28 protein-coding genes and 1 tRNA gene are annotated in these 26,198 nt (G+C 68.2%); 14 read left to right on the top strand and 15 right to left on the bottom strand.

The window, feature by feature from the left end:
• Window positions 1-50: 50 nt before the first annotated feature.
• Window positions 51-1,697, top strand: a complete 1,647-nt coding sequence (locus HDC34_RS06810) for a DNA repair helicase XPB (protein WP_104312473.1) — start codon at window positions 51-53, stop codon at window positions 1,695-1,697.
• A 19-nt stretch (window positions 1,698-1,716) separates the two neighbouring features.
• Here the strand turns inward: HDC34_RS06810 and HDC34_RS06805 are convergent, their stop codons facing one another.
• Window positions 1,717-2,532, bottom strand: coding sequence for a methyltransferase domain-containing protein (locus HDC34_RS06805; protein ID WP_179556324.1), 816 nt, complete (start codon window positions 2,530-2,532; stop codon window positions 1,717-1,719).
• A gap of 130 nt (window positions 2,533-2,662) precedes the next feature.
• Between HDC34_RS06805 and HDC34_RS06800 the strand changes: the two genes are divergently transcribed.
• The 3 genes from HDC34_RS06800 to HDC34_RS06790 all read left to right on the top strand — a co-directional run bounded on the left by HDC34_RS06800 (window position 2,663) and on the right by HDC34_RS06790 (window position 5,506).
• On the top strand, window positions 2,663-3,361 hold the full coding sequence (locus HDC34_RS06800; RefSeq protein WP_068479813.1) for a response regulator transcription factor: 699 nt from the start codon (window positions 2,663-2,665) through the stop codon (window positions 3,359-3,361).
• Between the two features lie 38 nt (window positions 3,362-3,399).
• Window positions 3,400-5,133, top strand: coding sequence for a cell wall metabolism sensor histidine kinase WalK (locus HDC34_RS06795; RefSeq protein ID WP_104312475.1), 1,734 nt, complete (start codon window positions 3,400-3,402; stop codon window positions 5,131-5,133).
• Window positions 5,134-5,215: 82 nt separating this feature from the next.
• Window positions 5,216-5,506 (top strand): WXG100 family type VII secretion target, encoded by a 291-nt coding sequence (locus HDC34_RS06790; protein WP_104312476.1) that lies wholly within the window; start codon window positions 5,216-5,218, stop codon window positions 5,504-5,506.
• 87 nt (window positions 5,507-5,593) lie between these two features.
• Here the strand turns inward: HDC34_RS06790 and groL are convergent, their stop codons facing one another.
• The 4 genes from groL to HDC34_RS06770 form a co-directional block, all read right to left on the bottom strand.
• Window positions 5,594-7,213: a chaperonin GroEL gene (groL, locus tag HDC34_RS06785; protein ID WP_104253821.1), complete on the bottom strand. Its 1,620-nt coding sequence runs from the start codon at window positions 7,211-7,213 to the stop codon at window positions 5,594-5,596.
• A gap of 219 nt (window positions 7,214-7,432) precedes the next feature.
• Window positions 7,433-7,648, bottom strand: coding sequence for a cold-shock protein (locus tag HDC34_RS06780; RefSeq protein WP_068479823.1), 216 nt, complete (start codon window positions 7,646-7,648; stop codon window positions 7,433-7,435).
• A gap of 261 nt (window positions 7,649-7,909) precedes the next feature.
• On the bottom strand, window positions 7,910-8,461 hold the full coding sequence (locus tag HDC34_RS06775) for a LytR C-terminal domain-containing protein (protein ID WP_104312477.1): 552 nt from the start codon (window positions 8,459-8,461) through the stop codon (window positions 7,910-7,912).
• A gap of 4 nt (window positions 8,462-8,465) precedes the next feature.
• Window positions 8,466-8,747 carry a DUF3263 domain-containing protein gene (locus HDC34_RS06770; RefSeq protein ID WP_271985678.1) on the bottom strand — a complete coding sequence of 94 codons (282 nt, stop codon included), beginning with the start codon at window positions 8,745-8,747 and terminating at the stop codon, window positions 8,466-8,468.
• A 118-nt stretch (window positions 8,748-8,865) separates the two neighbouring features.
• Here HDC34_RS06770 and msrB point away from each other — a divergent pair, with 118 nt between their 5' ends.
• The 5 genes from msrB (at window position 8,866) to HDC34_RS06745 (ending at window position 12,803) form a co-directional block, all read left to right on the top strand.
• Window positions 8,866-9,282, top strand: a complete 417-nt coding sequence (gene msrB / locus HDC34_RS06765) for a peptide-methionine (R)-S-oxide reductase MsrB (protein ID WP_179556323.1) — start codon at window positions 8,866-8,868, stop codon at window positions 9,280-9,282.
• Window positions 9,283-9,365: 83 nt separating this feature from the next.
• Window positions 9,366-9,441, top strand: a tRNA-Thr gene (locus tag HDC34_RS06760).
• 72 nt (window positions 9,442-9,513) lie between these two features.
• Window positions 9,514-10,569 carry a permease gene (locus HDC34_RS06755; protein WP_104312479.1) on the top strand — a complete coding sequence of 352 codons (1,056 nt, stop codon included), beginning with the start codon at window positions 9,514-9,516 and terminating at the stop codon, window positions 10,567-10,569.
• Window positions 10,562-11,395 carry a TIGR03943 family protein gene (locus HDC34_RS06750; RefSeq protein WP_179556322.1) on the top strand — a complete coding sequence of 278 codons (834 nt, stop codon included), beginning with the start codon at window positions 10,562-10,564 and terminating at the stop codon, window positions 11,393-11,395. Before HDC34_RS06755 ends, HDC34_RS06750 begins: the two co-directional genes overlap by 8 nt.
• Window positions 11,385-12,803 (top strand): hypothetical protein, encoded by a 1,419-nt coding sequence (locus HDC34_RS06745; protein ID WP_179556321.1) that lies wholly within the window; start codon window positions 11,385-11,387, stop codon window positions 12,801-12,803. Before HDC34_RS06750 ends, HDC34_RS06745 begins: the two co-directional genes overlap by 11 nt.
• Before the next feature lie 85 nt (window positions 12,804-12,888).
• On the opposite strand, the gene rlmB is transcribed toward HDC34_RS06745, so the two are convergent.
• The 3 genes from rlmB to HDC34_RS06730 form a co-directional block, all read right to left on the bottom strand.
• Complete coding sequence (gene rlmB, locus HDC34_RS06740) at window positions 12,889-13,884, bottom strand: 23S rRNA (guanosine(2251)-2'-O)-methyltransferase RlmB (RefSeq protein ID WP_104312482.1); 996 nt, start codon at window positions 13,882-13,884, stop codon at window positions 12,889-12,891.
• A complete protein-coding gene (cysS, locus tag HDC34_RS06735; protein WP_179556320.1) occupies window positions 13,881-15,305 on the bottom strand; it encodes a cysteine--tRNA ligase in 1,425 nt (474 codons plus the stop codon). The genes rlmB and cysS overlap by 4 nt, the downstream gene beginning before the upstream one ends.
• Before the next feature lie 117 nt (window positions 15,306-15,422).
• Window positions 15,423-15,905 carry a CarD family transcriptional regulator gene (locus tag HDC34_RS06730; protein ID WP_068479837.1) on the bottom strand — a complete coding sequence of 161 codons (483 nt, stop codon included), beginning with the start codon at window positions 15,903-15,905 and terminating at the stop codon, window positions 15,423-15,425.
• Between the two features lie 177 nt (window positions 15,906-16,082).
• Here HDC34_RS06730 and HDC34_RS06725 point away from each other — a divergent pair, with 177 nt between their 5' ends.
• Window positions 16,083-16,682, top strand: a complete 600-nt coding sequence (locus tag HDC34_RS06725; protein ID WP_104312484.1) for a DNA modification methylase — start codon at window positions 16,083-16,085, stop codon at window positions 16,680-16,682.
• Window positions 16,683-16,765: 83 nt separating this feature from the next.
• Here the strand turns inward: HDC34_RS06725 and HDC34_RS06720 are convergent, their stop codons facing one another.
• Both HDC34_RS06720 and HDC34_RS06715 read right to left on the bottom strand, forming a co-directional pair.
• Entirely contained in the window at window positions 16,766-17,449 is a 684-nt protein-coding gene (locus tag HDC34_RS06720; RefSeq protein ID WP_179557116.1) for a response regulator transcription factor, read from the bottom strand.
• Window positions 17,450-17,555: 106 nt separating this feature from the next.
• A complete protein-coding gene (locus HDC34_RS06715; RefSeq protein ID WP_104253832.1) occupies window positions 17,556-18,728 on the bottom strand; it encodes a cell wall metabolism sensor histidine kinase WalK in 1,173 nt (390 codons plus the stop codon).
• A 171-nt stretch (window positions 18,729-18,899) separates the two neighbouring features.
• Here HDC34_RS06715 and phoU point away from each other — a divergent pair, with 171 nt between their 5' ends.
• From phoU to HDC34_RS06700, 3 genes are all read left to right on the top strand, one after another.
• Entirely contained in the window at window positions 18,900-19,601 is a 702-nt protein-coding gene (gene phoU / locus HDC34_RS06710; RefSeq protein ID WP_104241934.1) for a phosphate signaling complex protein PhoU, read from the top strand.
• A gap of 144 nt (window positions 19,602-19,745) precedes the next feature.
• A complete protein-coding gene (locus tag HDC34_RS06705; RefSeq protein ID WP_104312485.1) occupies window positions 19,746-20,102 on the top strand; it encodes a helix-turn-helix transcriptional regulator in 357 nt (118 codons plus the stop codon).
• A gap of 26 nt (window positions 20,103-20,128) precedes the next feature.
• On the top strand, window positions 20,129-20,842 hold the full coding sequence (locus tag HDC34_RS06700) for a cation transporter (RefSeq protein WP_104312630.1): 714 nt from the start codon (window positions 20,129-20,131) through the stop codon (window positions 20,840-20,842).
• 103 nt (window positions 20,843-20,945) lie between these two features.
• Here the strand turns inward: HDC34_RS06700 and HDC34_RS06695 are convergent, their stop codons facing one another.
• The gene (locus tag HDC34_RS06695) at window positions 20,946-21,695 is read right to left on the bottom strand and encodes a phosphoglyceromutase (protein WP_104312486.1); all 750 of its coding nucleotides are present in this window, start codon (window positions 21,693-21,695) and stop codon (window positions 20,946-20,948) included.
• 91 nt (window positions 21,696-21,786) lie between these two features.
• Here HDC34_RS06695 and HDC34_RS06690 point away from each other — a divergent pair, with 91 nt between their 5' ends.
• On the top strand, window positions 21,787-22,605 hold the full coding sequence (locus HDC34_RS06690; protein WP_179556319.1) for a class I SAM-dependent methyltransferase: 819 nt from the start codon (window positions 21,787-21,789) through the stop codon (window positions 22,603-22,605).
• 120 nt (window positions 22,606-22,725) lie between these two features.
• Here HDC34_RS06690 and HDC34_RS06685 read toward each other — a convergent pair whose 3' ends face one another.
• The 4 genes from HDC34_RS06685 to HDC34_RS17760 all read right to left on the bottom strand — a co-directional run bounded on the left by HDC34_RS06685 (window position 22,726) and on the right by HDC34_RS17760 (window position 26,154).
• Window positions 22,726-23,796: an FUSC family protein gene (locus HDC34_RS06685; RefSeq protein ID WP_179556318.1), complete on the bottom strand. Its 1,071-nt coding sequence runs from the start codon at window positions 23,794-23,796 to the stop codon at window positions 22,726-22,728.
• A gap of 2 nt (window positions 23,797-23,798) precedes the next feature.
• Window positions 23,799-25,004, bottom strand: coding sequence for a folate-binding protein YgfZ (locus HDC34_RS06680; protein WP_179556317.1), 1,206 nt, complete (start codon window positions 25,002-25,004; stop codon window positions 23,799-23,801).
• Complete coding sequence (locus HDC34_RS06675; protein WP_179556316.1) at window positions 24,997-25,611, bottom strand: FABP family protein; 615 nt, start codon at window positions 25,609-25,611, stop codon at window positions 24,997-24,999. Before HDC34_RS06675 ends, HDC34_RS06680 begins: the two co-directional genes overlap by 8 nt.
• Before the next feature lie 252 nt (window positions 25,612-25,863).
• Window positions 25,864-26,154: a hypothetical protein gene (locus HDC34_RS17760; RefSeq protein WP_249311991.1), complete on the bottom strand. Its 291-nt coding sequence runs from the start codon at window positions 26,152-26,154 to the stop codon at window positions 25,864-25,866.
• Window positions 26,155-26,198 lie beyond the last annotated feature (44 nt).

Raw genomic sequence — 26,198 nt, 5'->3', positions numbered from 1 at the left:
CACCGACAAGCACTCAGGCGCACCGATGCCGACGAGTATGATCGACCGTTATGGCACTTGGACCGTTGATCGTACAGAGCGACAGAACTGTCCTGCTCGAAGTGGCGCATCCCGACGCCGAAGCAGCCCGCCACGCGCTGGCCGTGTTCGCCGAACTGGAACGCGCACCCGAGCACATCCACACCTACCGCATCACGCGCCTCGGGCTCTGGAACGCACGCGCCGCCGGGCACGAGGCCGACGAGATGCTCGACGTGCTCGAGCGCTTCGCGAAGTTCCCGGTGCCCGCCTCGGTCTCCGCGGAGATCCGCGAGACGGTGGCGCGCTACGGCAAGCTCGTGATCTCCCGAGACGATGACGGTGAGCTCATCGTCTCCAGCGACGACCCCGCCGTGCTCCTCCAGATCTCCAAGGCCAAGCACGTCGCGCCGCTCCTCGAAGGGCCGACCGGCGAGTCAGGATTCCGTGTCCAGGCCTGGGCACGCGGCGAGCTCAAGCAGCAGCTCGTGAAGCTCGGCTGGCCGGCCGAGGACCTCGCCGGGTACACCCCTGGCACGCCGCACGCCATCGCGCTCGACGAGTCCGAGTGGCAGCTGCGCGACTACCAGCGCTCCGCAGTCGACCACTTCTTCGAGGGCGGCTCTGGAGTCGTCGTGCTTCCCTGCGGCGCAGGAAAGACCCTGGTGGGTGCCGGTGCGATGGCCACGGCGTCCACAAGCACCCTCATCCTCGTGACCAACACCGTCTCCGCGAGGCAGTGGCGCGACGAGCTGCTGCGCCGTACCACGCTCACGGAGGAAGAGATCGGCGAGTACTCGGGCGAGATCAAGGAGATCAAGCCCGTCACGATCGCCACGTACCAGATCCTCACGGCGCGCCGGAAGGGTGTCTACACGCACCTCTCGCTGCTCGATGCCCTCGACTGGGGCCTCATCGTCTACGACGAGGTGCACCTCCTCCCGGCCCCGGTCTTCAAGCTCACGGCCGAGCTGCAGGCGCGCCGACGGCTCGGCCTCACCGCGACGCTCGTGCGCGAGGACGGCCGCGAGGGCGACGTGTTCAGCCTCATCGGGCCCAAGCGGTTCGATGCCCCGTGGAAGGACATCGAGGCGCAGGGCTACATCTCGCCGGCCAAGTGCTACGAGGTGCGCGTCGACCTCCCGTACGAGACCCGCATGGAGTACGCCGCGGCGAGCGACGACGAACGCTACCGCATCGCCGCCACGGCACCGGCAAAGCACGAGCTCGTGAAGGCCCTCATCCGCAAGCACGAAGGCGAGAACATCCTCGTCATCGCGCAGTACCTCGATCAGATCGACAGCATCGCCGAGGAGCTGGGCGTGCCCAAGCTCACCGGTCAGACGCCCATCGCCGAACGCGAGGAGCTGTTCCAGGCGTTCCGCGAGGGACGTGAGAAGGTGCTCGTCGTGTCGAAGGTGGCGAACTTCTCGGTCGACCTCCCCGACGCGTCCGTCGCCGTGCAGATCTCCGGCTCGTACGGGTCGAGGCAAGAGGAGGCCCAGCGCCTCGGTCGCCTGCTGCGTCCGAGCTCGAGCGGCGTGACCGCGTCGTTCTACACGCTCGTCTCGCGCGAGACGGTCGACCAGGACTTCGCGCAGAACCGGCAGCGCTTCCTCGCCGAGCAGGGCTACTCCTACGAGATCCTGGACGCCGACGCGATCCTCGCACCCGCCTAGCAGCAACCGACCGAACCGATCACACGCGGGCGAGCAGCTCCACGTGGGTCATCACGAACTCCGCGTCGTCGTCCTCGGCCCACGCGGACCAGGCGTCGGCGATCTGCTGGAGATCACCCGCCGAGGCGATGCCCCTCGCGCGCGCGTCCTCCGCGAAGCGCGACCGCGTAGCGCGCTCCGCCCACGTGGATCCCCACCACTCGCGTTCGTCGGCCGTCGCGAAGATCCAGGCGCTCGCCGTGAGGCGCGTGTTCTCGAGGCCGGCGGCCCGCGCCCAGCGCCGCAGGAACCGTCCGGCGTTCGGCTCGCCATCGTTCGAACGCGCGACACGGTCGTAGACCGCGAGCCAGTGGTCGAGGGCCGGGAGCTGGGGAGCCCAGACGCAGGTCCCGTAGTCGACGTCCCTCACCGCGATGAGCCCGCCAGGCTTCGTCACACGGCGCATCTCCCTCAGCGCGGCGACCGGGTCGGCCAGATGCTGGAGCACCTGATGCGCGTGCACCACGTCGAACTCACCGTCAGCGAAGTCGAGCGCGTAGACGTCACCCAGGAGGAACCTCGTGCGAGTGTCCCCGCGATCGGCGGCCGCGGCACGCGCAACGCCGAGTGGCTCGTCGACGACCTCGATGCCCGTGACCTGCCCGGTGCTCCCGACCCGGCCTGCGAGGTCGAGCGTTATCGAACCGGGCCCGCAACCGACGTCGAGCACGCGCATCCCCGCATGGAGCTCGGGAAGCAGGTAGGCGGCGGAGTTCTCCGCCGTGCGTCGACCATGGGATCGGAGCACGCTCGAGTGATGGCCGTGGGTGTACCTCGGTGCTGCGGAGTCATCCATGTCGGCACAGTAGCGCAGCGCCTTCGTCCGAGCATCCGACAGAACGCGGCCCAGCAGATTAGCGCACCCGCATAGCCGCGACACCGCGCGCCGTCAGACTTCACTCAGACGGCGTCAAGATACTTAGTGCATGACTGATGGCCCCAAGATTCTCGTCGTTGACGACGAGCCAAACATCCGCGAACTCCTGTCGACCAGCCTGCGTTTCGCAGGGTTCATGGTGCGTGCCGTCGGCAACGGCGCCGCCGCGATCTCCGCCGTCATCGAGGAGGAGCCCGACCTCATCGTCCTCGATGTCATGCTCCCCGATATGAACGGCTTCGGTGTCACCAAGCGCCTCCGCGCATCCGGGTACACGAGCCCCATCCTCTTCCTCACGGCGAAGGATGACACCGACGACAAGATCGAGGGCCTCAACGCAGGCGGTGACGACTACGTCACCAAGCCATTCAGCCTCGACGAGATCGTCGCCCGCATCAAGGCGATCCTCCGCCGCACGATGCAGGCCGAAGAAGAAGCGGTCATCCGCACAGGCGAGCTCACCATGGACCAGGACACCCACGAGGTGTTCATCGGAGACGAGCCCATCGAGCTCTCCCCCACCGAGTTCAAGCTGCTGCGCTACCTCATGCTCAACCCGAACCGCGTGCTCTCCAAGGCGCAGATCCTCGACCACGTGTGGGAGTACGATTTCAACGGCGACGCCGGAATCGTCGAGTCGTACATCTCCTACCTGCGTCGCAAGCTCGACCAGTTCACCGAGGAGCCCCTGATCCAGACCAAGCGCGGCTTCGGCTACATGCTGAAGGTCTCCGGGGCCAAGGCCTGACAGAGGTGGCCAGGCTCGGTCACGAGGGGAACTAGGCGGTGCCGTTCAAAGCCTGGCGCTGGGATCGGCTCTCGCTCCGCAACAAGCTGACGATCGTCAACATCACCCTGTTGACGTTCGGCATCGTCGTCGCCGGCATCGGCACGACGTTGCTGCTGCGACCGACACTCGTGTCGCAGACCGACTCGCAGCTGAGCGTCTACGCGAGCGATCCGACCCAGTTCCTCGCCGCCGACCCCTCGTCCCGGCTGATCACCTACGATGCGATCCGCATCGCGCCCTCGACGCTGTACGTCGCGGTGCTCGACGCCGAGGGCAATGTCGTCGTCGACAACTGGGGGCAGTGGCAGCGCCCGCAGGCCATCGCGCCGGAAGTGCCCTCCGATGCCGCGAACCGAGGAAGCCAGAGCCTCTTCGACATCGAGGACCCGCTCGGCGCGACGTGGCGGACGATCACCGTGCCAGAGGGCGAGTACGCCGCCGACCAGGTCCGTGGCACGCTGCTCATCGCCGCTCCGCTCACGAGCGTCAATGCGACCATGGTCAACTTCCTCGCCATCTTCTTCGGGTTCGGGCTGACCGTCGTCATCTTCGGCGCAGCGCTGACACGAGTCCTCGTCTCTGCGACCCTGCTGCCGCTGCGCCAGGTCGAGGCGACGGCCATGCAGTTCGCCTCCGGCGACTACTCGCAGCGGCTGCCTGCTGGCACGCCGAACACCGAGGTCGGGCGACTCTCGCGCTCGCTCAACACGATGCTGGTGCGCATCGACCATGCCTTCGACGAGCGCACCCGCACCATCGCCCAGATGCGCCGCTTCGTCGGCGACGCGAGCCACGAGCTGCGAACGCCGCTGGTCACGGTGCGCGGCTACGCCGAGCTCTACCGCATGGGCGCCCTCAACGACCCGGAGAAGGTCGGGCAGGCCATGGAACGCATCGAGAAGGAGGCCCTCCGCATGGGCGGCCTCGTCGAGGACCTCCTGCAGCTCGCGAGACTCGACGAGACCCGCGAGCTCGTAAAGGATGTCATCGACCTCGAGCCCATCGCAGAAGATGCTGCCATGGACGCGCACGCGACCTCGAAGGACCGCGTCGTCCGAGCGCTCCCCGTGCGGATCATCCAGGAGCCGCGAGATGAGGCTGACGTCCCCGGAACGGCAACCACGGGCGAGCTGCCAGCGCCGATCGAAGCGGACGTGGTGCCCGCCGGTGACGCCGCTGCCCCGGAAGCCGCCGCCGCGAGGCGCGCCATCTGGCGCAGGCGGCCTCTGCCACGGCCCGCCCTCCGCGGCTTCCCCATCCGCCGCCGCGGCGTCGAGCCGAGCACGGGTGAAGCCCCGGAAGTCGACGACGACTACGGCGACGTGCCCGCCATGGTGCACGCGAACGAGGACAAGGTTCGCCAGGCGATCTCGAACCTGCTCGGCAACGCCATGCGGTACACACCTGAGGGCTCGCCGCTGGAAGTCGGTGTCACCGTGGACCTGCCGAATCAGCTCGCGATCGTCGACATCATCGACCACGGCGAAGGTATCCCACCGCAGATCAGGCAGAAGATCTTCGAGCGATTCTGGCGCGCGGACACCTCGCGAGCCCGCGAGACCGGCGGCTCGGGACTCGGCCTCTCGATCGTCTCCGCGATCATGAAGGCGCACGACGGCGAGGTCGACGTGTTCGAGACGCCGGGCGGCGGGGCCACCTTCCGCCTCAAGTTCCCACTCCTCATGTCCGCGCCTGTGGACAGCGCCTCGTCCACAGCCCCGAACTCCTGAGGCCGGCACCGCCCTCCTCCCCCGTAGCCTTCTCGCGAAGAGCCGCCGGAACCGCTCGGCGGCCGACGAAGGGGGAACATCCATGGCCGTCTACATGGTCGACAGCGAGCAGCTGCAACTCACGGTGACCAACACGCAGGCATCCATCGGCCGCGTTCAGGCGGAGGTGGCCGCTCTGCTGGGCAACCTGACCGCCCTGGAGGGCTCGTGGACCGGCGAGGCCGCCACCGCCTTCCAGGGACTCGTGCAGCAGTGGCGAGCCACGCAGGCGCAGGTTGAGTCGAGCATCTCCACCATCAACGGTGCCCTCGGCAGCGCGAGCGCGAGCTACGGCACCGTCGAGGGTGACGTGAGGCGGCTCTTCAGCGTCTGACCGACCTGGTCCCGCTCACCCGGCGACGGCACGACGAAGCGGGCGGCTCCCTGGGGAGCCGCCCGCTTGTCTACTTGCGTGTGGTGCTTAGAAGTCCATTCCAGCGCCCGGGTCCATCGCCGGTGCGCCAGCCTTCTCGGGCTTGTCGGCGACGACGACCTCGGTCGTGAGGAAGAGACCAGCGATCGACGCTGCGTTGAGCAGCGCGGAGCGCGTGACCTTCACTGGGTCGAGCACGCCGGCCTCGATGAGGTTGACGTACTCGCCGGTTGCGGCGTTGAGGCCCCAGCCGTCTTCGAGTCCGGCGACCTTCTCGGCCACGACGCCGGGCTCGAGGCCAGCGTTCGTTGCGATCTGCTTGAGCGGTGCGAGGATGCCGACCTTGACGATGTTCACGCCGGTCGCCTCGTCGCCCTGGAGGTCGAGCGAGCCGAGCACGCGAGCGCCAGCCTGGATGAGCGCAACGCCACCACCGGCGACGATGCCCTCTTCGACGGCAGCCTTCGCGTTGCGGACGGCGTCCTCGATGCGGTGCTTGCGCTCCTTGAGCTCGACCTCGGTCGCGGCTCCGGCCTTGATGACGGCGACGCCACCGGCGAGCTTCGCGAGGCGCTCCTGGAGCTTCTCGCGGTCGTAGTCGCTGTCGCTGTTCTCGATCTCGGCGCGGATCTGCGCAACGCGGCCGGCGATCTGCTCGGGCGAGCCAGCGCCCTCGACGATCGTGGTCTCGTCCTTGGTGACGACGACCTTGCGGGCGGTTCCGAGGAGGTCGAGCGTCGTGTTCTCGAGCTTGAGGCCGACCTCTTCGCTGATGACCTGACCACCGGTGAGGATGGCGATGTCCTGCAGCTGAGCCTTGCGGCGGTCTCCGAAGCCGGGAGCCTTGACGGCGACCGACTTGAAGATGCCGCGGACCTTGTTGACGATGAGCGTCGCGAGAGCTTCGCCCTCGACGTCCTCGGCGATGATGAGGAGCTGCTTGCCGGCCTGGATGACCTTGTCGACGACAGGCAGGAGGTCCTTGATGTTGGAGATCTTGCCGTTGACGATCAGGATGTACGCGTCTTCGAAGACGGCTTCCTGGCGCTCGGGGTCGGTGACGAAGTACTGCGAGAGGTAGCCCTTGTCGAAGCGCATGCCCTCGGTGAGCTCGAGCGTCGTGCCGAAGGTGTTCGACTCCTCGACGGTGACGACGCCTTCCTTGCCGACCTTGTCGATGGCCTCGGCGATGATCTCGCCGATCTGAGCGTCTGCGGCCGAGATGGACGCGGTGGCAGCGATCTGCTCCTTGGTCTCGACCTCCTTGGCGGAGGAGAGGAGCTCGGCGACGACAGCCTCGACGGCCTTCTCGATGCCGCGCTTGAGCGAGATCGGGTCGGCGCCAGCTGCGACGTTGCGGAGGCCCTCGCGGACGAGTGCCTGAGCGAGGACGGTAGCCGTGGTCGTTCCGTCACCGGCGACGTCGTCGGTCTTCTTCGCGACCTCCTTGACGAGCTCGGCGCCGATCTTCTCGAACGGGTCCTCGAGCTCGATCTCCTTGGCGATGGAGACGCCGTCGTTCGTGATCGTGGGCGCGCCCCACTTCTTCTCGAGCACGACATTGCGGCCACGTGGGCCGAGCGTGACCTTGACCGCGTCGGCGAGCGTGTTCAGTCCACGCTCAAGCCCGCGACGGGCCTCTTCGTCAAAAGCGATGATCTTCGACATATGTGTACTGCGTCCTTTCCGGACGTGGTTCGTGAGGTTCGTGGTTGGCACTCGAACGAGGCGAGTGCAAATCCATATTGGCACTCGACCCTGTCGAGTGCAAGCCACCCCACGCCTTCTCGCTGCGGGCGAACGAGCCGGGCCTGAAGAGACGCCGATGTCCGCCTGAACACGGAACGGCGCCGACCCGAGAGGGCCGACGCCGTTCCCAGCCTGCGGTCAGAGCGCGCGCACGGACTCCGCCTGCGGGCCCTTGTCGCCCGCACCGATCTCGAACTCGACCTTCTGGCCCTCTTCAAGGACTCGGTAGCCCTGCATCTCGATGGCCTTGTAGTGCACGAACACATCCTGTGCAGCAGCGCCGTCGAGCGCATCCACAGTGATGAAGCCGTAGCCCTTGTCAGCGTTGAACCACTTCACGGTTCCATTCGCCATGTTTGTCTCCATTGCTCAGTAGTACTCGCAGGCGCCAACCCGCGGAGCCCTGCATGCGTGCGAGGGGGACGAACGATGGTGCCCAGGACTCGAGCAAGATACTAGGTGGCGACCTGTTGAGCGAGGAAGCCCAAAACCGGGATCACGTCACCTGGCGACGTTTTGTCTCCAGATGTTCACACGCACGGAACACACGAGCCGCATTCCCCGGAGAATTCTCGGATCATCCTCCGTGTCGAACCACCGTGGACCCGCGAATGGCTACCCGGCGAGGTCGAGGCCGACGATGACCACGATCGTGCCTGCTGCGGCGACGTTCGGGTCGAGGACGGCGGTTCCCCCACCGAGCGACTGGACGAGGGCGAGCGCCGCAGCCTCCTGGGAGGCGTCGTTGTAGGAGACGGTCGTCGTCTCGTAGTCGGACGTCGGAGCGTCCGCCGTCTCGGTGACGTTCCAGCCCGCGGCTGCGAGCTCCGTGGTGGTGCCGCCCGCGACGCCCGCCAGCTCGGTTCCGTTGAGAACGCGCACTGAGACGTTCGGGTCGAGCTGCGGCACGACCTCGGCCGGAGCCTCCTCGACCGGCGCCTCCGCCGTCGGAGTCTCACTCGTCTCTGTCTCCGCGGTCGGGCTGAAGGACACGGCGCCGTTGATGACCTGCATCGCGACGGCGGCAACGGCGACGATCACGACGACGGCGAGCAGACCCCAGAGCCACGAGGCGAGCTTGGCGAGGCGCGTGCGGGGCGCGCGATGCGCTCCGCGGCGGTCAAGCCCTGGTGGGATGTCGTCGAAGCGATCCTTGGGGTAATTCACGTGTCTACCGAATCCGTCCTGAGGTGGGAGAGGCGCTGGACATTCGCTGCTCGCGCCGCAACTGGCGCTCGTCCGCTCGCCGCTCGCGCGCACGCCGCAGGCGGCCGACGAGCATCGGCTGATGGACAAGCGCAGCTGGTGTCTCGATGAGCGTAGCGAGATTTCGGTAGTACTGCGTCGTCGACCAGCCGAAGCGATCCCTGATCGCTGCCGCCTTCGCCGCATTCTGCCGCGGATTCCCGTCTTCGAAATCCAGCAGCGCGCGCTCGAGGTCGCTGAGCTCCACGTCCCGTGCCATGCACGAAGTGTACGAGCAGGGTTCACCGACTGGACTCACGCAACGCGCGTATGCTCGATCCTCCCCGGCCGCTCCCAGCGGTCTCGTCGATTTTCCAGGAGGCACGGTGTCCTACGCCGTCAACAAGCCCGATTCCGAGTGGCGCGCGGAGCTCACGCCGCAGGAGTACCACGTGCTGCGCGAGGCAGGCACGGAGCGGGCCTACACGGGAGAGCTCCTCGAGGAGGGTCGCGCAGGCCTCTACACCTGCCGCGCCTGCGGCTCAGAGCTGTTCAAGGCCGGAACGAAGTTCGACTCCGGATGCGGCTGGCCGAGCTTCTACGAGTCCGTTCGGCCGGACGCGGTCGAGCTGCTCGAGGACCGCTCGCTCGGAATGGTGCGCACCGAGGTGCGCTGCGCCAACTGCGGCTCCCACCTCGGCCACGTCTTCCCTGACGGCTTCGGCACGCCAACGGGCGACCGCTACTGCATGAACTCGCTGTCGCTCTCCTTCACACCCGAGGAAGAGACCTCCGCCGAGTAAGCGCACGGGCATCCATCAACAGCCATGCGGTGCGCGGGGACGTGCACCGCGTGACTATGATGGTGCCGCTGCGATTGCAGCAGGCCGACTTAGCTCAGCTGGTAGAGCACCGCTCTTGTAAAGCGGATGTCGCGAGTTCGAACCTCGCAGTCGGCTCCACGATGCGTCTTCCGGCGCACAGCCCTGACACGTCCCCACTTCGTGAAAGCGGCCCGAACTATACTCGGCTGGATGCACGAGCACACGACCGCGCAGCGCACCAAGCTCCCGCAGCAGCGCACGGCCGCCAACCGCGGAGTTCTCGGGCTGACGATCGGGGCGGGCCTCGTGCTCACGCTCATCGCGATCCGCACGCTCACTGCGTCGCTCGACGACCAGCCGGCACTCGGGCCGATCACCGACTTCGTCACGCTCTCGCTGAGCGTCGTCATCGAGTCGATGCCGTTCATCATCCTCGGCATCCTGCTCTCGATCGTCGTGCAGCACTGGCTTCCGCCGGGCTTCCTCATGCGCATCCTGCCGCAGACTCCGTGGCTTCGGCGTGCCGTCATCTCACTGTTCGGCATCGCGCTGCCCGTCTGCGAGTGCGGCAACGTTCCGCTCGCACGCGGCCTCGTGCTGCGCGGCTTCACGCCCGCCGAGTCGATCACGTTCCTGCTGGCGGCCCCCATCCTGAACCCCATCACGATCGTCACGACGTACCAGGCGTTCGGCTGGGACCACGGCATCCTCGCCGCCCGCATCATCGGGGGCTTCGTCATCGCGAACGTCATCGGGTTCCTCTTCAGCCGCCACCCGAAGCCACAGGACCTGCTCACACCGAGTTTCGCCGCGACGTGCGAGCTGGAGGCGAAACACGGCCACGAGACGGGCTCGAGCGTGCGCGAGCGGTTCCGCGCGAGCGCGTCGATGTTCGGTGCGGAGACCTCGACGATGCTGCCCGCGCTCTTCGTCGGGTCGGCCATCGCCGGGGCCATCCAAGTCGGCGTCTCGCGCGACCTGCTCACCACCCTCGGAGAGCATCCGGTGCTCTCCGTGCTCGTGCTCATGACCCTCGGCTTCGTCATCTCGATCTGCGCGAACGTCGACGCGTTCTTCGCGCTCTCGTTCGTCGGCACCTTCATGCCTGGCGGCATCGTCGCCTTCCTCGTGATGGGCCCCATGATCGACGTCAAGATGCTCGCCCTCATGCGCACGACCTACACGAGCGCGGTCCTCGCCCGCATCACCCTCATCGTCGCGCTGTCGGCCTTCACCCTCGGACTCGGAGTGAACCTCATTGCTTGAACGACTGCTCTCCAGGTGGCGCGGCGTCGCCCTCACCCTCATCACCGTCGTCGCGACGGTATGGCTCTCGATGACCGGCGGCCTCTCGCTATACATCCACCCGCGCTACTTCGTATTCACCTCGATCATGGCGGTCATCGGCGGGATCCTGGCGATCGCCGCGATCGCGGCCACGCCCTCCCGTGACGAGCACGACCACGGGCACGACCACGACCACTCGCATGAGTCGGATGCGCTCGGCACGTCGAGCGCCCGGCGCAACAATCGACGTCCGCGCCTCGGCGCCCGCCAGCGCATCGCCGTCATCGCCTCGACGACGGTCACGCTGGTCGTCGTCGTGACGGCGTTCGTCGCGCTCATCATCGCGCCGCCCGTGACCCTGAGCTCGGCGGCCGTCGAGAACCGCTCGCTGAACGCCAACGCGCAGACCGTGGACTCTCCGATCGACGAAGGCGAGACGCTGCGCGGCCGCGACACCAGCAGCTTCACGGTCAAGGACTGGGCGGCAATGCTCCGGCAGGGCGACGGCGAGCAGCAGGTCCTGGGCGAGCGCGCCAAGCTCGTCGGCTTCGTGACCGTCGATCCGGACGCGCCGGATGCGTTCATCCTCGCCCGCTTCGTCGTGAACTGCTGCGCGATCGACGCCGCCCCTGTCGGCGTCGCCGTGCACCAGCCCGGCTGGCAGGCGAACTACCCCGTCGACACCTGGGTCGAGGTGGACGGCGCGTTCGTCACGAACCCGAGCGCGTCCAGCGCGGAACGGGTGGCGCTCATGCCCACGACCGTCGCCGCCATCGACCAGCCGAGCGACCCATATGTCTACTGATCTCAGCTCGCCTGACGCCCGCACGGGACGAGGCTTCCGGAAGACGTTCATCCTCGCGGTCGTCGTGCTCGCCCTGCTCGCGGCGGGTCTCGCCGTCGGCAACATCCTGCAGGGGCCGCGCGTCGCCTCGACGGCGGTCAACGCGATCGGCACGGTCGAGCAGCAGGGCACGCGCCTCGTACTGACACCCAACCAGCGGCTGCAGGAGATCGACCCCGCACAGGTCGTCCTCGAGCCGGCCGCCGCTTACAGCCTCTCGCAGGACAACGGCACCATCACGCTCACCTTCGAGCAGCTGCTCGCCTACGACACGAGCTACACGCTCACCGTCACAGACGCGGTCAGCTCCTCGACGGGGGTCGCATCGACGCTCGAGACGCAGTTCACGACACCCCAGCTCGAGGTGTCGACGCTCGTGCGCGGTGCCATCTCCACCGGCGGAAGCCTCGAGGACCGTGTCGTGGAGACGAACGTCTCCGGCGGCGGTGAGCCTCGTATTCTCTTCACCGCGCCTCGCATCCAGGAGTACGCGCTGACCGACGCGTTCGTCGCCGTCGTCGAGCAGGACGCCGCGGGCCTCGGAACCGTGGGCGTCGCACCCCGCGCCGAGCCCGGCCCGGCCGTACCCCTGAACGTGGATGCGACGGGCAACTTCTCGAGCCTCGCCGCGGATGCGGAGAGTGGGCTCATCGGGTTCGTCATCGACGGGATGCACGCCGACGGGCAGACGGAGCTCGTTCGGTCGCTGTTCGTCTTCGACACGAGCGACACCTCGTTCCGGCCGAAGCAGGTCGCGGGACCAGACGGGACCCCGCTCATGGTCTCCGCGTGGGCGTTCGCCCCTCGAACCGGTGCCCTCATCGCGCAGACCCTCGACGAGCAGCTCTACCTCGTCAACGTCCTGGCGGGCACACCCGCCGAGCCGATCGGCCAGGCGCAGCACTTCCACGGCTTCATGCCGGGCACGGCAACCGCAGTCACGTCCGGTGTCGGCGGCTACACGCTGTTCGATCTCAGCTCGGGCACCGCCGAAGCACTGACCCCCGCCCCGATCTCGCTCAGCGAGACGCAGTACCTCACGCAGACGAGCGTGCTCAGTCCAGATGGGACGCAGATCTCAGCCGTTGCGGATGCGGCTGCCGGGCTCGCCGACGTCACGGTCGAGCTCGCCGACACGGCTGGGCAGCGGACGCTGTTCGACCCGGGCGAGAGCGGCGAATGGCTGCGCGACATCTGCGTCTCCCCCAACGGCCAGTACCTCGCCGTCGAGACGGGGCTCGGAGCGCAGGGGCCGGACGGCTACGCCGTGCTCCCTGGCATGAAGCAGTCGACGACCACCGTCATCGACATCGCGAGCGGCGCGGAACTGCGTCGGCTCACCGGCTTCCTGACCTCGTGGTGCCGCTGACGGCTACCAGCGGTCATCCATCTGTGCTGGCATGACGAAGGGCCTCACCCGCGGGGGTGAGGCCCTTCGGCGTCGAACGCCCTGGTTACTTGGCCGCGCGCTTCTCCGCGCGGAGCTTCGAGACCTCGTACATCGTGATGCTCGTGGCGATTCCGGCGTTGAGTGACTCGGTGGCCCCGTCGATCGGGATCGAGACGATCGCGTCGCAGTGCTCGGTGACGAGGCGCGAGAGGCCCTTGCCCTCGCTGCCTACGACGATAAGCAACGGTGAGGTCGCGAGCTCCAACGAGGGCAGCGACACGTCGCCGTCGCCGTCGAGGCCGATGACGAACACGCCGGCCTTCTTGTACGCCTTGATGGTGGCCGTCAGGTTCGAGGCCATGGAGACGGGGAGACGCGAAGCGGCACCTGCCGAGGTCTTCCACGCCGAGGCGGTCATACCGACCGAGCGACGCTGCGGCACGATGATGCCGTCGCCACCGAACGCGGCCACCGAGCGCACGATGGCACCAAGGTTGCGCGGGTCGGTGATGCCGTCGAGCGCGACGAAGAGCGGGTTGCGACGGCGCTGGATGGCGCGGTCGAGCTCCTCCATAGGGTCCGCGTACGTGTAGGCCGGCACCTTGATGATGACGCCCTGGTGCACCGCGTCGCGGCCCGCCATGCGATCGAGCTCGGGGCGCATGACCTCGAGGATCGGGATCTTGCGCTCGGTGGCGATCTTGAAGATCTCCTTGACGCGCTCGTCCATCTCGCCGCGGGCGGCGACGTAGAGCGTCGTCGCCGGGATGCCGGCGCGGAGCGCCTCGACGACCGAGTTGCGGCCGGTGACGAGTTCCGTGCTGTCGTCGGTGCGGGCGCGGCGGGGCGCCCCGCCCTCACGCTGCGCCGGACGCGGCTTGGAGCCGCCACGAGCAGCCTCGAGGCGTTCCTTCGCCGCCTTGCGCTTGCCGGCGACGTGCCAGGAGCGGTCCTCGGCACGAGGCGTGTTGCCCCGACCTTCGAGGGACTTGCGGCCATTGCCGCCGGTGCCCTTCGTGGGGCCCTTCTTGCTGCGATTTCCGCGCGAGTTCGTGCTCATGCCTTCTCCAACGTCCAGAAGCTGCCGTTCGGCGAGTCTTCAATCTGCACGCCGGCTGCTGCCAGCGTGTCTCGAATCTGATCTGCGCGGGCGAAGTCCTTCGCACCGCGGGCTTGCGTGCGCTCGACGAGCAGCGCATCGACGAGGGCGGCGAGGGCCGTCTCGCCCGTCGCATCCACTCCCCCGCTCCACTGCTCTGCGCGTGGGTTGATGCCGAGGATGTCGAGCATCGCGGTGACCTCACGGACGGCGCGCGCCGCCGCGTCGGGGGCGCCGGTGTCGAATGCCTGGTTGCCGGCGGTGATGGCCTCATGCAGCGCGGCGATGGCTTGAGGGACTGCGAAGTCGTCGTTCATCGCCGCGACGAACGCCTCGGGCAGGTTGGCGAGGCTCGGCGGCGCGTCCTCGACGACGGATGCGAGCAGACCTGCCCGCTCGGCACGCTCCAGGAACGCCTCGACGCGCGCGAAGGATGCCGCCGCCTCGTCGAGCGAGTTCTCACCGATCTCGATCGTCGAGCGGTAGTGGGCGGATCCGAGGAAGTAGCGGACGACGATCGGACGCGCGGCGGCGAGGAGATCGGCGGCCGAGACGGTATTGCCGATCGACTTCGACATCTTCTGCCCGGCAACCGACACGAGCCCGTTGTGCACCCATGTGCGAGCGAACTCGAGGCCCGCCGCGCGGGACTGCGCCAGCTCGTTCTCGTGGTGCGGGAAGCGGAGATCTCGTCCGCCGCCATGGATGTCGAAGGTCGGCCCGAGGTACTTCGTCGACATGGCCGAGCATTCGATGTGCCAGCCCGGTCGCCCCGAACCCCACGGCGAAGACCAGGCCGCCGAGTCCGGCTCGCCCGACTTCTGTCCCTTCCAGAGAGCGAAATCGGCGGCGCTCCGCTTCCCTCGGCTGGGGGCCTCCCCCTCCGCCATGTCCTCCGGACGCTGGTGGGTGAGCTCGCCGTAGCTCGGCCAGCTGCCGGTGTCGAACCACACGTCGCCGCTCTCGTCGGCCGCTGCATAGGCGTGGCCGCGCTCGATGAGCAGCGAGATCAGCTGCTGCATCTCCGGGATGGAGCCCGTCGCGCGGGGCTCGTACGTGGGCGGGCGGATGCCGAGAGCCGAGTACGCCGCGTTGAACTCGCGTTCGACGCGGTACGCGAGCGCCCACCACGGCTCGTCCGCCGTCGCGCCGGCGAGGGTCTTGTCGTCGATGTCCGTGACATTGCGAACCAGCGTCACGCGCGACCCGGTCGCCTCGAACCATGCACGGAACTGGTCGTAGACCAGCGCAGAACGCAGGTGACCAGCGTGCGGCGCGGACTGCACCGTCGGCCCGCAGACGTACAGCGAGACCTCGCCTGGCACGAGCGGCGTGAAGTCGCCGAGTGCTTGCGTCTGCGTGTCGTAGATGCGCTGATTCACTGCACCAGCATACGCGTCGGGGCCGCACGGACGAGTGAACGTCCCTGCGGCCCCGACGATGAAGCGTGTGGCGTGTGCCGAACGACAGTCCCGAGGGAGACCGCCGATGTCAGCCGACTAGGACGCGAGGACCTTGTCGAGCACGTCTCCGGCCTTCTCCTCGTCGGTCTTCTCCGCGAGAGCGAGTTCCGAGACGAGGATCTGCCTGGCCTTCGCGAGCATCCGCTTCTCTCCAGCGGAGAGACCCCGGTCCTGGTCGCGGCGCCAGAGGTCGCGGACGACCTCGGAGACCTTGATGACGTCGCCAGAGGCGAGCTTCTCAAGGTTCGACTTGTACCTGCGGGACCAGTTCGTCGGTTCCTCGGTGATGGGGGCTCGCAGAACCTCGAACACACGGTCGAGACCGTCCTGTCCGATGACATCGCGCACTCCGACCAGGTCGACGTTGTCAGCAGGGACCTCGATGACGAGGTCTCCCTGTGCAACGTTCAACTTGAGGAACGTCTTCTCTTCACCCTTGATGACTCGGATCTTCACCTCTGAGATGGTGGCCGCGCCGTGATGGGGATAGACGACTGTCTCCCCGACCTCAAACTGCATAAATACAAGCCCCTTTCGGCACCTAAGAGTACCATGTCAAAAGGGCCCATCCGAGGGTGGAAGTGGTAGAGTCCGCCGCCGCGTCGTCCGGGAGCTGCAGCTAGATCAGATAGGCTTGCTGCATCCTGTGAATTCGTGCGGCGACAGTCGCACGGTCCGAACCTGGAGGCTCCAGACGTGAAGATCCGCGCCGTCGCGTCCGTCACCCTTGCCGCCGTAGTCGCGGTTGGGCTTGCCGGCTGCAACTACATCTCCCCCCAGCGCACGACGACCCAGTACTCGGCGAGTGACGGCACGAACGCCAACGTCGGCGAGCTCGAGGTTCGCAACGCGATCCTCATCACCGACACGCTGACTGGCACCGACGTCACCGACCGTGCCAACCTCATCTTCGCGGTCGTCAACCACACAGGCAGCGCCGGTTCGCTCGACATCACCTACACGGGACTGATCAACGGCGTCGAGCAGGACGTCGTCGTGACCGTCCCCGTCGACGCCGCCGCAGGCGTGACCCAGGTCGGCTTCGGCGAGGGCGCCAGCGTGCTCCTCGAAGGCATGGACTTCGCCCCGGGCTCGACCCACGAGGTGACGTTCACCGCGACACTCGACGGCGAGCAGTCGGTGCAGGCCGTCAGTGTTCCCGTCCTCGACGGCACGCTTCCGGAGTACTCGACGCTCGTGCCTGGGCCCGCTCAGACCGAGCCGCCGGCCGCACCGCCGAGCATCGCCCCGACCCCGGCCCCCACCGAGGAGCCGGAAGAGGGCGGCACGGCCTAGCCGCCACCCGCAGACCGCCGAGAAGGGCGCATCCACCCGGATGCGCCCTTCTTGCGTTCACCTGGCATGGGCCAGGAGCGAGCTCAGCCCTCGTAGCGGTAGCCCAGGCCACGAACGGTGACGAGCCTGACCGGTGTCGACGGCTTGTCCTCGATGCGGCTGCGGATGCGCTTGATGTGCACGTCGAGCGTCTTCGTGTCGCCGTAGTAGTCGGGCCCCCAGACGCGGTCGATGAGCTGGCCGCGGGTGAGCACGCGTCCCGAGTTGCGCATGAGGTACTCGAGGAGCTCGTACTCCTTGAGCGGCATCGGCGTCACCTTGCCGGAGACCTCGAGCGTGTGACGGTCGAGGTCCATGCGCACCTCGCCGACCTCGATGATGCTGTCGTCCTCGCTTTCCTCCTCCTGCTCGTTGCGGCGGAGCACGGCACGCACACGCGCCAGCAGCTCGCGCGTCGAGTAAGGCTTCGTGACGTAGTCGTCGGCGCCGAGCTCGAGCCCCACGACGATGTCGACCTCGCTGTCCTTCGCCGTGAGCATGATGATCGGCACCTTCGAGGTGAGGCGGATCTGCTTGCACACCTCGGTGCCTGGAACGCCGGGGAGCATGAGGTCGAGGAGCACCAGGTCGGCGCCGTCGCGGTCGAACAGATCGAGCGCGTCAAGTCCGGTCTCGGCGACTGCGACGTCATACCCCTCCCGTCCGAGGAGGAAGGAGAGCGGCTCGTGCAGTGCTGATTCGTCTTCGACGAGGAGGATGCGGGTCACGGTGGTCATTGTGCATATCTTTCGTGAACATTGAGTGACGTGGACGCGGACCGGCGCGTCACGGCTCGCGTGATGCGCGCGGTGAGCGACGGGACCTTGGATCTGGTCAGGCGGAGCGCCGCTCGGTGAACCGCTGCAGGTCGATCTCCTCGACGACGGAGTCCGCGGAGGGCAGACGCACGGTGAAGGTCGATCCCTTGCCAAGCTGCGACCAGACGCGGACGTCACCACCGTGGTTCTCCGCGACGTGTCGCACGATGCTGAGGCCGAGGCCGGTTCCACCGGTCCGGCGAGAGCGCGCCTGATCGACGCGGAAGAACCGCTCGAAGATCCGCCCCTGGTCCTCCGGGGCGATGCCGATGCCCTGGTCGGAGATCGCGACCTCGACCGTGTCGTCGACGAGCCGCGTGCCGATGCCGATGCGCGAGTTCGTCGACGAGTACTGGACGGCGTTGGAGACGAGGTTCGTGAAGCACATGAGCAGGTGGGTCCGCTCGCCGTACACGAACGCATCCACGTCGTCGCCGAGTACGATCTCGACCCCGGCGACGTCGGCCGGGACGCGTGACTGGTCGACGGCGAGCGAGAGGATCTCGTGGATGGAGATCAGCTCCGGATGCGCGAGGGAGTCGCTCGACTGCAGCCTCGACAGCTCGATGAGCTCGTTGGTGATCGATGCGAGGCGCAGGCTCTCCTTGCTGAGGCGCCCCGTGAAGTACTTGACCTGCTCTTCGTCGCCCGCTGACTCCGCGATCGCCTCGGCGAGGAGTGTGACCGCCCCGATCGGCGTCTTGAGCTCGTGGCTGACGTTGGCGACGAAGTCCCGCCGCACGCTCTCGACGCGCAGCGCCTCGGTTCGGTCCTCGGCCAGCACCAGGAAGAACCTCGTGGAGAGGGGCGCCGCTCGCACGCGGACGTGGATCTCCGAGCGGCCGAACGGGCCGCGCGCGATCTCGAGGTCCCGTGTGACGGCCTCGCCCTGCCTTCTGGCCTCGTCGACGACGGCACCGACTCGCTCGTCGAGGCGCCCGCCGGGGCGGACGAGCCCTTTCGAGGTGGCTCCAGGGGACGACTGGTAGACGTTCCTCGAAGGGTCAGTGACGATCACGATGGAGTCGAGGGCGCCGAGCAGATGCTCGATGCCCTCTGGGAGGCGGGGTGAGAAGGCAGCTCGCGCCTTTGCCTGCCGTACTGAGGCGACGTGGAGCAGCCAGACGAAACCTGCGCCCAAGAGGAAGCCGAGTACGATCGCAAGGACCACTGCGACGGACGAGTCCATGTGCCCAGCATATGGGCCATCGGATGTGTCACCCGTCGTACACGAGTCCGTTACCTTGGCTCCGTAGACTCGCCCGCGAAGGCAGCGTCACTCCCAAGGCACCGGACGACCGGTCTTCCCAGAACTACGGGCAGCGGCACATCGCTCGTTGCCACGAAACAGAGGATAAACATGCGCGAAGTTTTCCAGCAGGAACTCGCTGAGGTCAGCAACGGCCTCGTGGAGATCGCCCGCCACGTCGAGTCCGCCATGCAGCGCGCCGCCGTTGCGTTCACCACATCCGACGTCGCCCTCGCCGAGCAGGTCATCTCCGACGATGCCCGCATCGACGAGCTCGCGATCGCCCTCGATGAGCACACCATCGAGATCATCGCCCGCCAGTCCCCCGTGGCACGCGACCTCCGACTCGTCGTGAGCGCGCTGCGCATCAGCTCGTCCCTCGAGCGCATGGGAGACCTCGCGGCGCACATCGCGGCGCTCGCCCGCTACCGCTTCCCGGGCGGCGTCGGCCCGAACACGCTCCGTCCGGTGTTCGCCGAGATGAGCCGACTCGACGTCGCGGTTGCGCGTCAGCTCGTCGCCCTGCTCGACGCGGGCAACGACGAGGAGACGAACCGCATCGCCGACGAGATCAAGGCGAGCGATACACAGATCGACGACCTGCACCGCAGCACGTTCGACGCGCTCCTGTCCGACGACATCCAGGCGCAGAGCGTCGAGGTCGTCGACGCGACGCTCGCGAGCCGCTACTTCGAGCGCTTCGCCGACCACGCGGTCTCGATCGCGCAGAAGGTGCAGTACCTGACGAGCGGCGAGTGGATGCAGGAGAAGGAGCCGTCCACGCCCGTCGCACCGGTCACCCCGGGCGCGTAGCACCCGCACCTCACCACCGACTGCACCCCTGCCGCCGCTGTTCCTCCGGGAACGCCGGCGACCAGGGGTGCAGTCGTCTGTTCTCGGGCCGCATGTCGCCGCCCGCAGGTTGCTTAATACAGCGGGCGCTGTATTAATGGGTGCATGACAACCGCGACCACCTCACGCCTCGAGGTCATGAACCGCCTCGGGCGCGCCATGGCCGATCCCTCGCGGTCCCGCATCCTCATGCGCCTGCTGGACGGCCCCGACTACCCCGCCCGTCTCGCCGCGGACCTGGAGCTGACGCGGCAGAACGTGTCGAACCACCTGACCTGCCTTCGTGACTGCGGCATCGTCGTGGGAAAGCCGGAAGGCAGGCAGACGCGATACGAGATCGCCGACCCGCACCTGACCCAGTCGCTCACGACGCTCGTCGGCGTCGTCCTCGCCGTCGACGAGGCCGCCCCGTGCCAGGACGCGTCCTGCCCGGTGCCAGGCTGCTGCGAGCCTGTCTCGTGACCGAGCGACCCACCTCGACGCCGAGGATCGCAGCAGACACCAGTCCCGGCGGCGTCGGTGCCGCACGCGGGAACCGGGAGGCGCGCCGCGCGCTGCTGCAGCGCCGCATCCGCCTGGTCGTGACGTTCACGATCGCCTACAACGTGATCGAGGCGGCCGTCGCGCTGAGTGCGGGCGCAGCCTCATCCTCGGCGGCCCTCATCGGGTTCGGCCTCGACTCGATCATCGAGGTGCTCTCAGCCGCAGCGGTCGCCTGGCAGTTCACGCGAAAGGATCCGGAGCGCTGGGAGAAGCCGACGCTGCGCGTCATCGCGATCGCCTTCTTCGCGCTCGCCGCCTACGTCACGATCAGTTCGGTGCTCGCGCTCACATCGGGCTCCGACGTCGAGCACAGCACCGTCGGCATCGTGCTCGCCGCCGTGAGCGTCGTCCTGATGCCGTTCCTGTCGCTCATCGAGCGACGCACCGGGCGCGAGCTGGGCTCGGCGACGGCCGTGGCCGACTCGAAGCAGACCCTGATCTGCACGTACCTGTCCGCCGCCGTCCTCCTCGGCCTCGTGCTGAACTCGCTCTTCGGCCTGGCGTGGGCCGACGCGGTGGCCGGGCTCGTCATCGCCGCCTTCGCGGTGCGCGAGGGCATCGAGGCCTGGAAGGGCGATGCCTGCGCGACGTCGGTCGGGATGCTCCTAGAAGATGACCATGACCATGACCATGACCACGACCACGACCACGACCACTGACGATCTTCCTGGTCACTGGTGATCGCGAACGAGGAGCTCCCCGTCCGATGACGGGGAGCTCCTCGTTCGCGTGGCCCGGCGGGGGCCTGGGGGTCGCTCGGCGCTACTTGCCCTGCGAGGCGACGGCGGCGGCTCCCGCTGCTGCTGCCTCCGGGTCCAGGTACTCGCCCTTGCCGAGCACTTCGTGCGTCTCGGGGTCGAATCGGTACACGAGGGGCATGCCGGTCGGGATGTTGACGGCGGCGATGTCGTCGTCGCTGATGCCTTCGAGGTGCTTCACGAGCGCGCGGAGGCTGTTGCCGTGCGCGGCGACCATGACGGTGCCACGCTGCACGAGCGTCGGCAGGACTTCATCTTCCCAGTAGGGCAGGAACCGCACGAGGACGTCCTTGAGGCATTCGGTACGGGGCAGCTCGTCGCCGAGGTCGGCGTAGCGCTCGTCGTGGGCCTGCGAGAACTCGCTGCTGTCGTCGAGCGCGGGCGGCGGCGTGTCGTACGAGCGGCGCCACTCCATGAACTGCTCCTCGCCGTACTGGTCGCGGACCTGGGCCTTGTCCTTGCCCTGCAGGTCGCCGTAGTGGCGCTCGTTGAGGCGCCAGGTGCGCTTGACGTCGATCCAGCCGCGGCCCGCTTCCTTGAGCGCGAGGTTGGCGGTGTCGATGGCGCGCGTGAGCAGCGATGTGTAGAGCACGTTCGGCTTGAGGCCGGACTCGCGGATGAGGCGGCCCGCACGGGCGCCCTCCTCCCGGCCCTGTTCGGTGAGCTCAACGTCCACCCAGCCGGTAAAGAGGTTCTTCTCGTTCCACTCGCTCTGTCCGTGACGGACCAGGATGAGGGTCAGCGCTTCAGTCATGCGTCCAAGCGTACCGAGTGGGGGCTGGCCCGTGTGCGACGCGGAGTCGTCGCGCGCTGAAATAGTCTCGGTGGCTCAATAGTCTTGTCGTATGCCATTGGGTCGACTCACGCGTGGGACGACGGGAACGAACCGTCTGCGTCGCGTCGACCGCTGGATCGCGCAGCATCCGGCGCTCACGTCCGCCGAACGCCCACTCGTGGTCGACCTCGGCTACGGGGCGAGCGGAGCGACAGCCTTCGAGCTGGCGGAGCGCCTCGGTCGCGCGGTCCCCGACGTGCGCGTGCACGGACTGGAGATCGACCCAGGGCGCGTGGCGCTCGCCAGACAGCAGCTCGCCGAGCGGCCCGAGCTGGCCGGCCGGGTCTCGTTCGCCGTCGGCGGGTTCGAGGTGCCGACGCCGACGTCCGAGCCGCCCGCCGTGATCCGCGCCATGAACGTGCTGCGCCAGTACGACGAGGCGGAGGTCGCAGATGCCTGGTCGCGCATGACGGCGCGACTCGCGCCGCGCGGACTGCTGGTCGAGGGAACGTGCAACGAGGTCGGCCGCGTGTCGTCCTGGGTCGGCATCGACGCCGGCGGACCCCGCACGTTCACGGTCTCGCTGCACACGGCGAGCCTCGACTCACCGCTGATCGTCGCCGAGCGCCTGCCGAAGGCCCTCATCCACCGCAACGTGCCCGGCGAGGGGGTGCACGACTACCTGAAGGCGCTCGACGACGCCTGGCAGCGCGAGGCCCCGCGGCAGACGTTCGGCGCCAGGCAGCGCTTCCTCGCCGTGTGCGAGCGGATGCGCGCGGCCGGTTGGCCGCTCGTCGACACGCAGAAGCGCTGGCGGCTCGGCGAGGTCACGGTCGCCTGGGACGCGGTCGCGCCCTCCTCCGGCGCGCTCGCGCCGGCGCGCCCCTGAGCAGTACCCCGAAGCCCCGGTGATGCGCCCCGCACTCATCCGCCGATCGCTGCCAGCCGAATGGCCCTTCCGAACCGGCCAGAACGGCCACTTCACTGGCAGCGATCGGCGAGAGGAGGGTTACTTGACCTCGGGGAGCGCCGTGCGGGCAGCTTCCGGGTCCATGCCGCTCGCGATGAGCAGGTCGACGACGAGGGGCCTGCACTGCATGAGCAGCACGGAATCGGCGAGCTGCGCCCCGTGCAGGTGGTCGGGCTCCAGTCGCGCCGCCGCGATGAGCAGCGTCTGCCGGGACTGGTGCAGCATGGCGTCGTCGTCGAGGCCCAGCCGCAGCTCGAGCATGCCCGACTGGATGTCGCCGAGAAGGTCAGCGAGCTCTTCGCGGTGGCGTCCGTCCCAGGACAGCGACCAGGCGCGACGGGCGAGCACGCGCAGGTTCCGAGTGGCGAGGTCGATGCTCGTGCGGAGCTCCACCAGGCGATCGACTCGCCCGCGGTGATGGCGCATGAACGGCGACAGGCGGGCGATGGATGCGGCGCTCTCGAGCTCCGTTGACCAGGCGTCGAGCGTGTCCTGCGTCCGGCGCAGCTCCTCGAGCGCGGCGAGCCCGGCGTCGCTGTCGCCGCGACGCAGCGCCTGAGAGATGTCGCCGAGCGCCTGCGCCAATGCCCCGATGAGACCCTTGGCCTCGTTCTTGGCGAGCGCCGCCGCGTTGCGCGGCACGAGCGCTGTGGCCGCGATCGCGACGGCCCCGCCGATGACGGCGTCCAGGAGCCGCGAGTACTCGGCCACGCCCTGCACCGGGATGAGCTGCACCAGCGAAGCCTGGACCGCGGCGCCGATCGCGAAGCCCGGGCTCGGGTGCACGAGCCGCCCGAGCAGGAGCACGACGGCCAGGACGACCGCGACCTGCCAGACGCCGCGCCCGAAGAGCACCAGCGAGAGATTGGAGAGCAGCACCCCGAAGGTGATGCCGAGCGCGGTGTCGAACACGCGACGGGGCCGCGCGTCCCGCTGCAGCCCGAGACTCGTGATCGCCACCGTCACCGCGAGGAACGGTATGGGATGCCCGAGCCCCCAGTGTGCAATTGCGTAGGCCACGAACGCGGCCGCCGTGATCTGCACGACCGCCGGCAGGGATGCGCGCACGCGAGCGAACGCGGCCCCGACGCCGACCGCCGGAGCCGCCACGTCTACTGCCCGCGGCGCTCGAGGCGCGGCAGCCGTGGCACCTCGGCCGCTCGTCCCGCACCCGGCGAGACGATCGTCGTGGCACTCGCCGTGACCTGCTGCTCGTCAGCGAGATGCGCGACGAGGGTGGCGTCCTCCGGGAGGGAACGCTTCACGAGCGCGAGTGCGATGGGTCCGTCCTCGTGGTGAATGGCCACGGAGCTGATTCGACCGACCGTCTGCGCCCCGGCGTCGCCCTCGACCGACAGGGTGCTCCCGGCCTCGGGAAGCTCACCGAGCGAGCCGTCGAGGTCGAGCAGGACGATCCTGCGCGGCGGGCGGCCCAGGAAGTGCACCTTCGCGACGGTCTCCTGCCCGCGGTAGCAGCCCTTCTCCAGGTGTACGGCGCTACGGAGCCAATCGAATTCGTGCGGGATGGCGCGGGAGTCGACCTCGGCGCCGAGGCGAGGCCGCCAGGCGGCGATGCGCAGCGCCTCGAGCGCATGCATGCCCGCGATGGGCAGCTCGCCGGACGCAGCGCGGTCGACGATGGTCTGCAGCCGTGCACGTTCGACCACGTGCAGCTTGAGGGGGAAGTCGGCCCCCGGGTGCGCGTCGGTGATGCCTTCAGCAGGCACGACCGGGTATGCCGAGTAGCTCCAGCCGTGCTCCGGCGGCGCGGCCCACGGGTCGCTCCACACGAGTGGGGTGCCGTTCGGGGCTGCTGCACCGAGGTCCAGCTCGCCGAGCGTCGCCATCACGGCGAACTCGCCGGTCACCTCGGCGACCTGCACGTCGAGCATGAACCGCATGCGGTTCAGCCAGGCCGCGAAGGCGGGGGCGAAATCTCGCTCCGTGATCAGCCAGGTGGCGGCGCCGTCGTCGACGACGGCCGCACCGTGCTCGATGTGACCCTGAATGTCGAGGAGCAGGGTCTCCGCGCTCTCACCGGGCTGGAGCGTTGTGAGACGCTGCGAGGTGAGCGAGTCGAGCCAGCTGAGCCTGTCGCCGCCGGTGAGGCGGAGGATCCCGAGATGCGATGTGTCCACCACGGAGCGGCCCGCAGCGAGGTCGCGCTGATCGGCCGTCACCTGCCCGTAGCGCCAGGCGACGCCCGCGTCGATGCCGACGCCCTCCACCGCTCCGGGTAGCGCGAGGAACGGCGAGCGATACGGCTGGGGCTCGTCGGCGGCCGCCGCCGAGCCGCTCGGAACAGCCTGCTCAGTCAAGCTTGGCCAGCTTCGCCGACGCGTGGGTCGCCAGCTCCTGGCCGAGGGCCGCGATGTCCCACGCCCACAGCAGCTCGCCCGCGACGTAGCCGTACATGCGGGTCGACGCGGTGAACTTCTTCGCGCCGGGCGCGAGCAGGACTTCCTCGGTCTTCAGGTCGATGCGCGGGCCTCTGGCGCTGCCGCTGTACCGCTCGAGCAGTCCGGTCGGATGCACGATCGACACCTCGAGTGGGAACGCCTGGTCGTCGTCGCGCAGTCCCTCGACGCCATCGGCGTCCGTGATCGTGGCCGGCGCGGTCGGGGGCAGGTAGCCGGGGCCGACATCGCCGTCGTCCCGGGTGCGAGCCAGCCGCCAGAACCCGGTCTCGCCCGTGAGCGGGAGCTGCACTGGCTCGTCGCCGGTGCCTTCCTCGAGCCACAGCTGGGCAGAGTAGTTGAGGTAGGGAAGACCGTCATGGCTGAAGCTCACGCGCTGGCGGAACGCCTGCTCGCGCACCTCTTCGCCCACCTTGTACTCGACGTGGCCGGTTCCCTCCCACACGCCGAGAAGCCAGGAGAGCGGCACGATCTCCGGCGGGAGGTCAGTGGGGATGTCGTAGACCATCGGTGGTTTCCTCTCGATCCGGCTGCAGTGTCGCTCCGCTTGGCTGCTTAGTTCTGGCCCTTGAAGAGGTTCTTGAGCACGACCACGGAGACGAAGCTGATGGCGACGAGCGCGAGCACCAGCAGCCCGGTGAAGATGATTTCGATAACAAGCACGGTGTCCATGCCGACCATCCTAGCCGTGCGGATGCACGCGAGAGTCAGTGCGGATGCACGCGAGAGTCAGTGCGGATGCACGCGAGAGTCAGTGCGGCTAGCTGTGGCTCGGCGTGCCCACGACCGCGTCTCCACCGAGCAGCGCGAAGCCGAGCGAGGCGACGCCGAGCACGACGAGGGCGCCGACGAGGCTGAGGCTCATCCTCATGATGAACCCGTCGCTCTCCTGCAGGCGGAGCTGGAGGAGGCAGGTGAGACAGATGAGCGTCAGCATCAGGATGCTCACCCAGACCAGGTGCCGCGAGGGGTCGGCGAGGATCGCGACGCCGAACACTCCGACGATGGCCGCCAGCCAGACGATGCCGATGCTCACTCGTTCGCGGGTCATTGCCCCATTGTGCACGCTGGAGCTGTCCCGAGGGTGCGTAGACT

Origin of the sequence: Pseudoclavibacter sp. JAI123 (genome assembly GCF_013409665.1) — a bacterium.
GTDB lineage: Bacteria > Actinomycetota > Actinomycetes > Actinomycetales > Microbacteriaceae > Pseudoclavibacter.
This window is presented reverse-complemented; position numbering and strand designations above follow the sequence as displayed.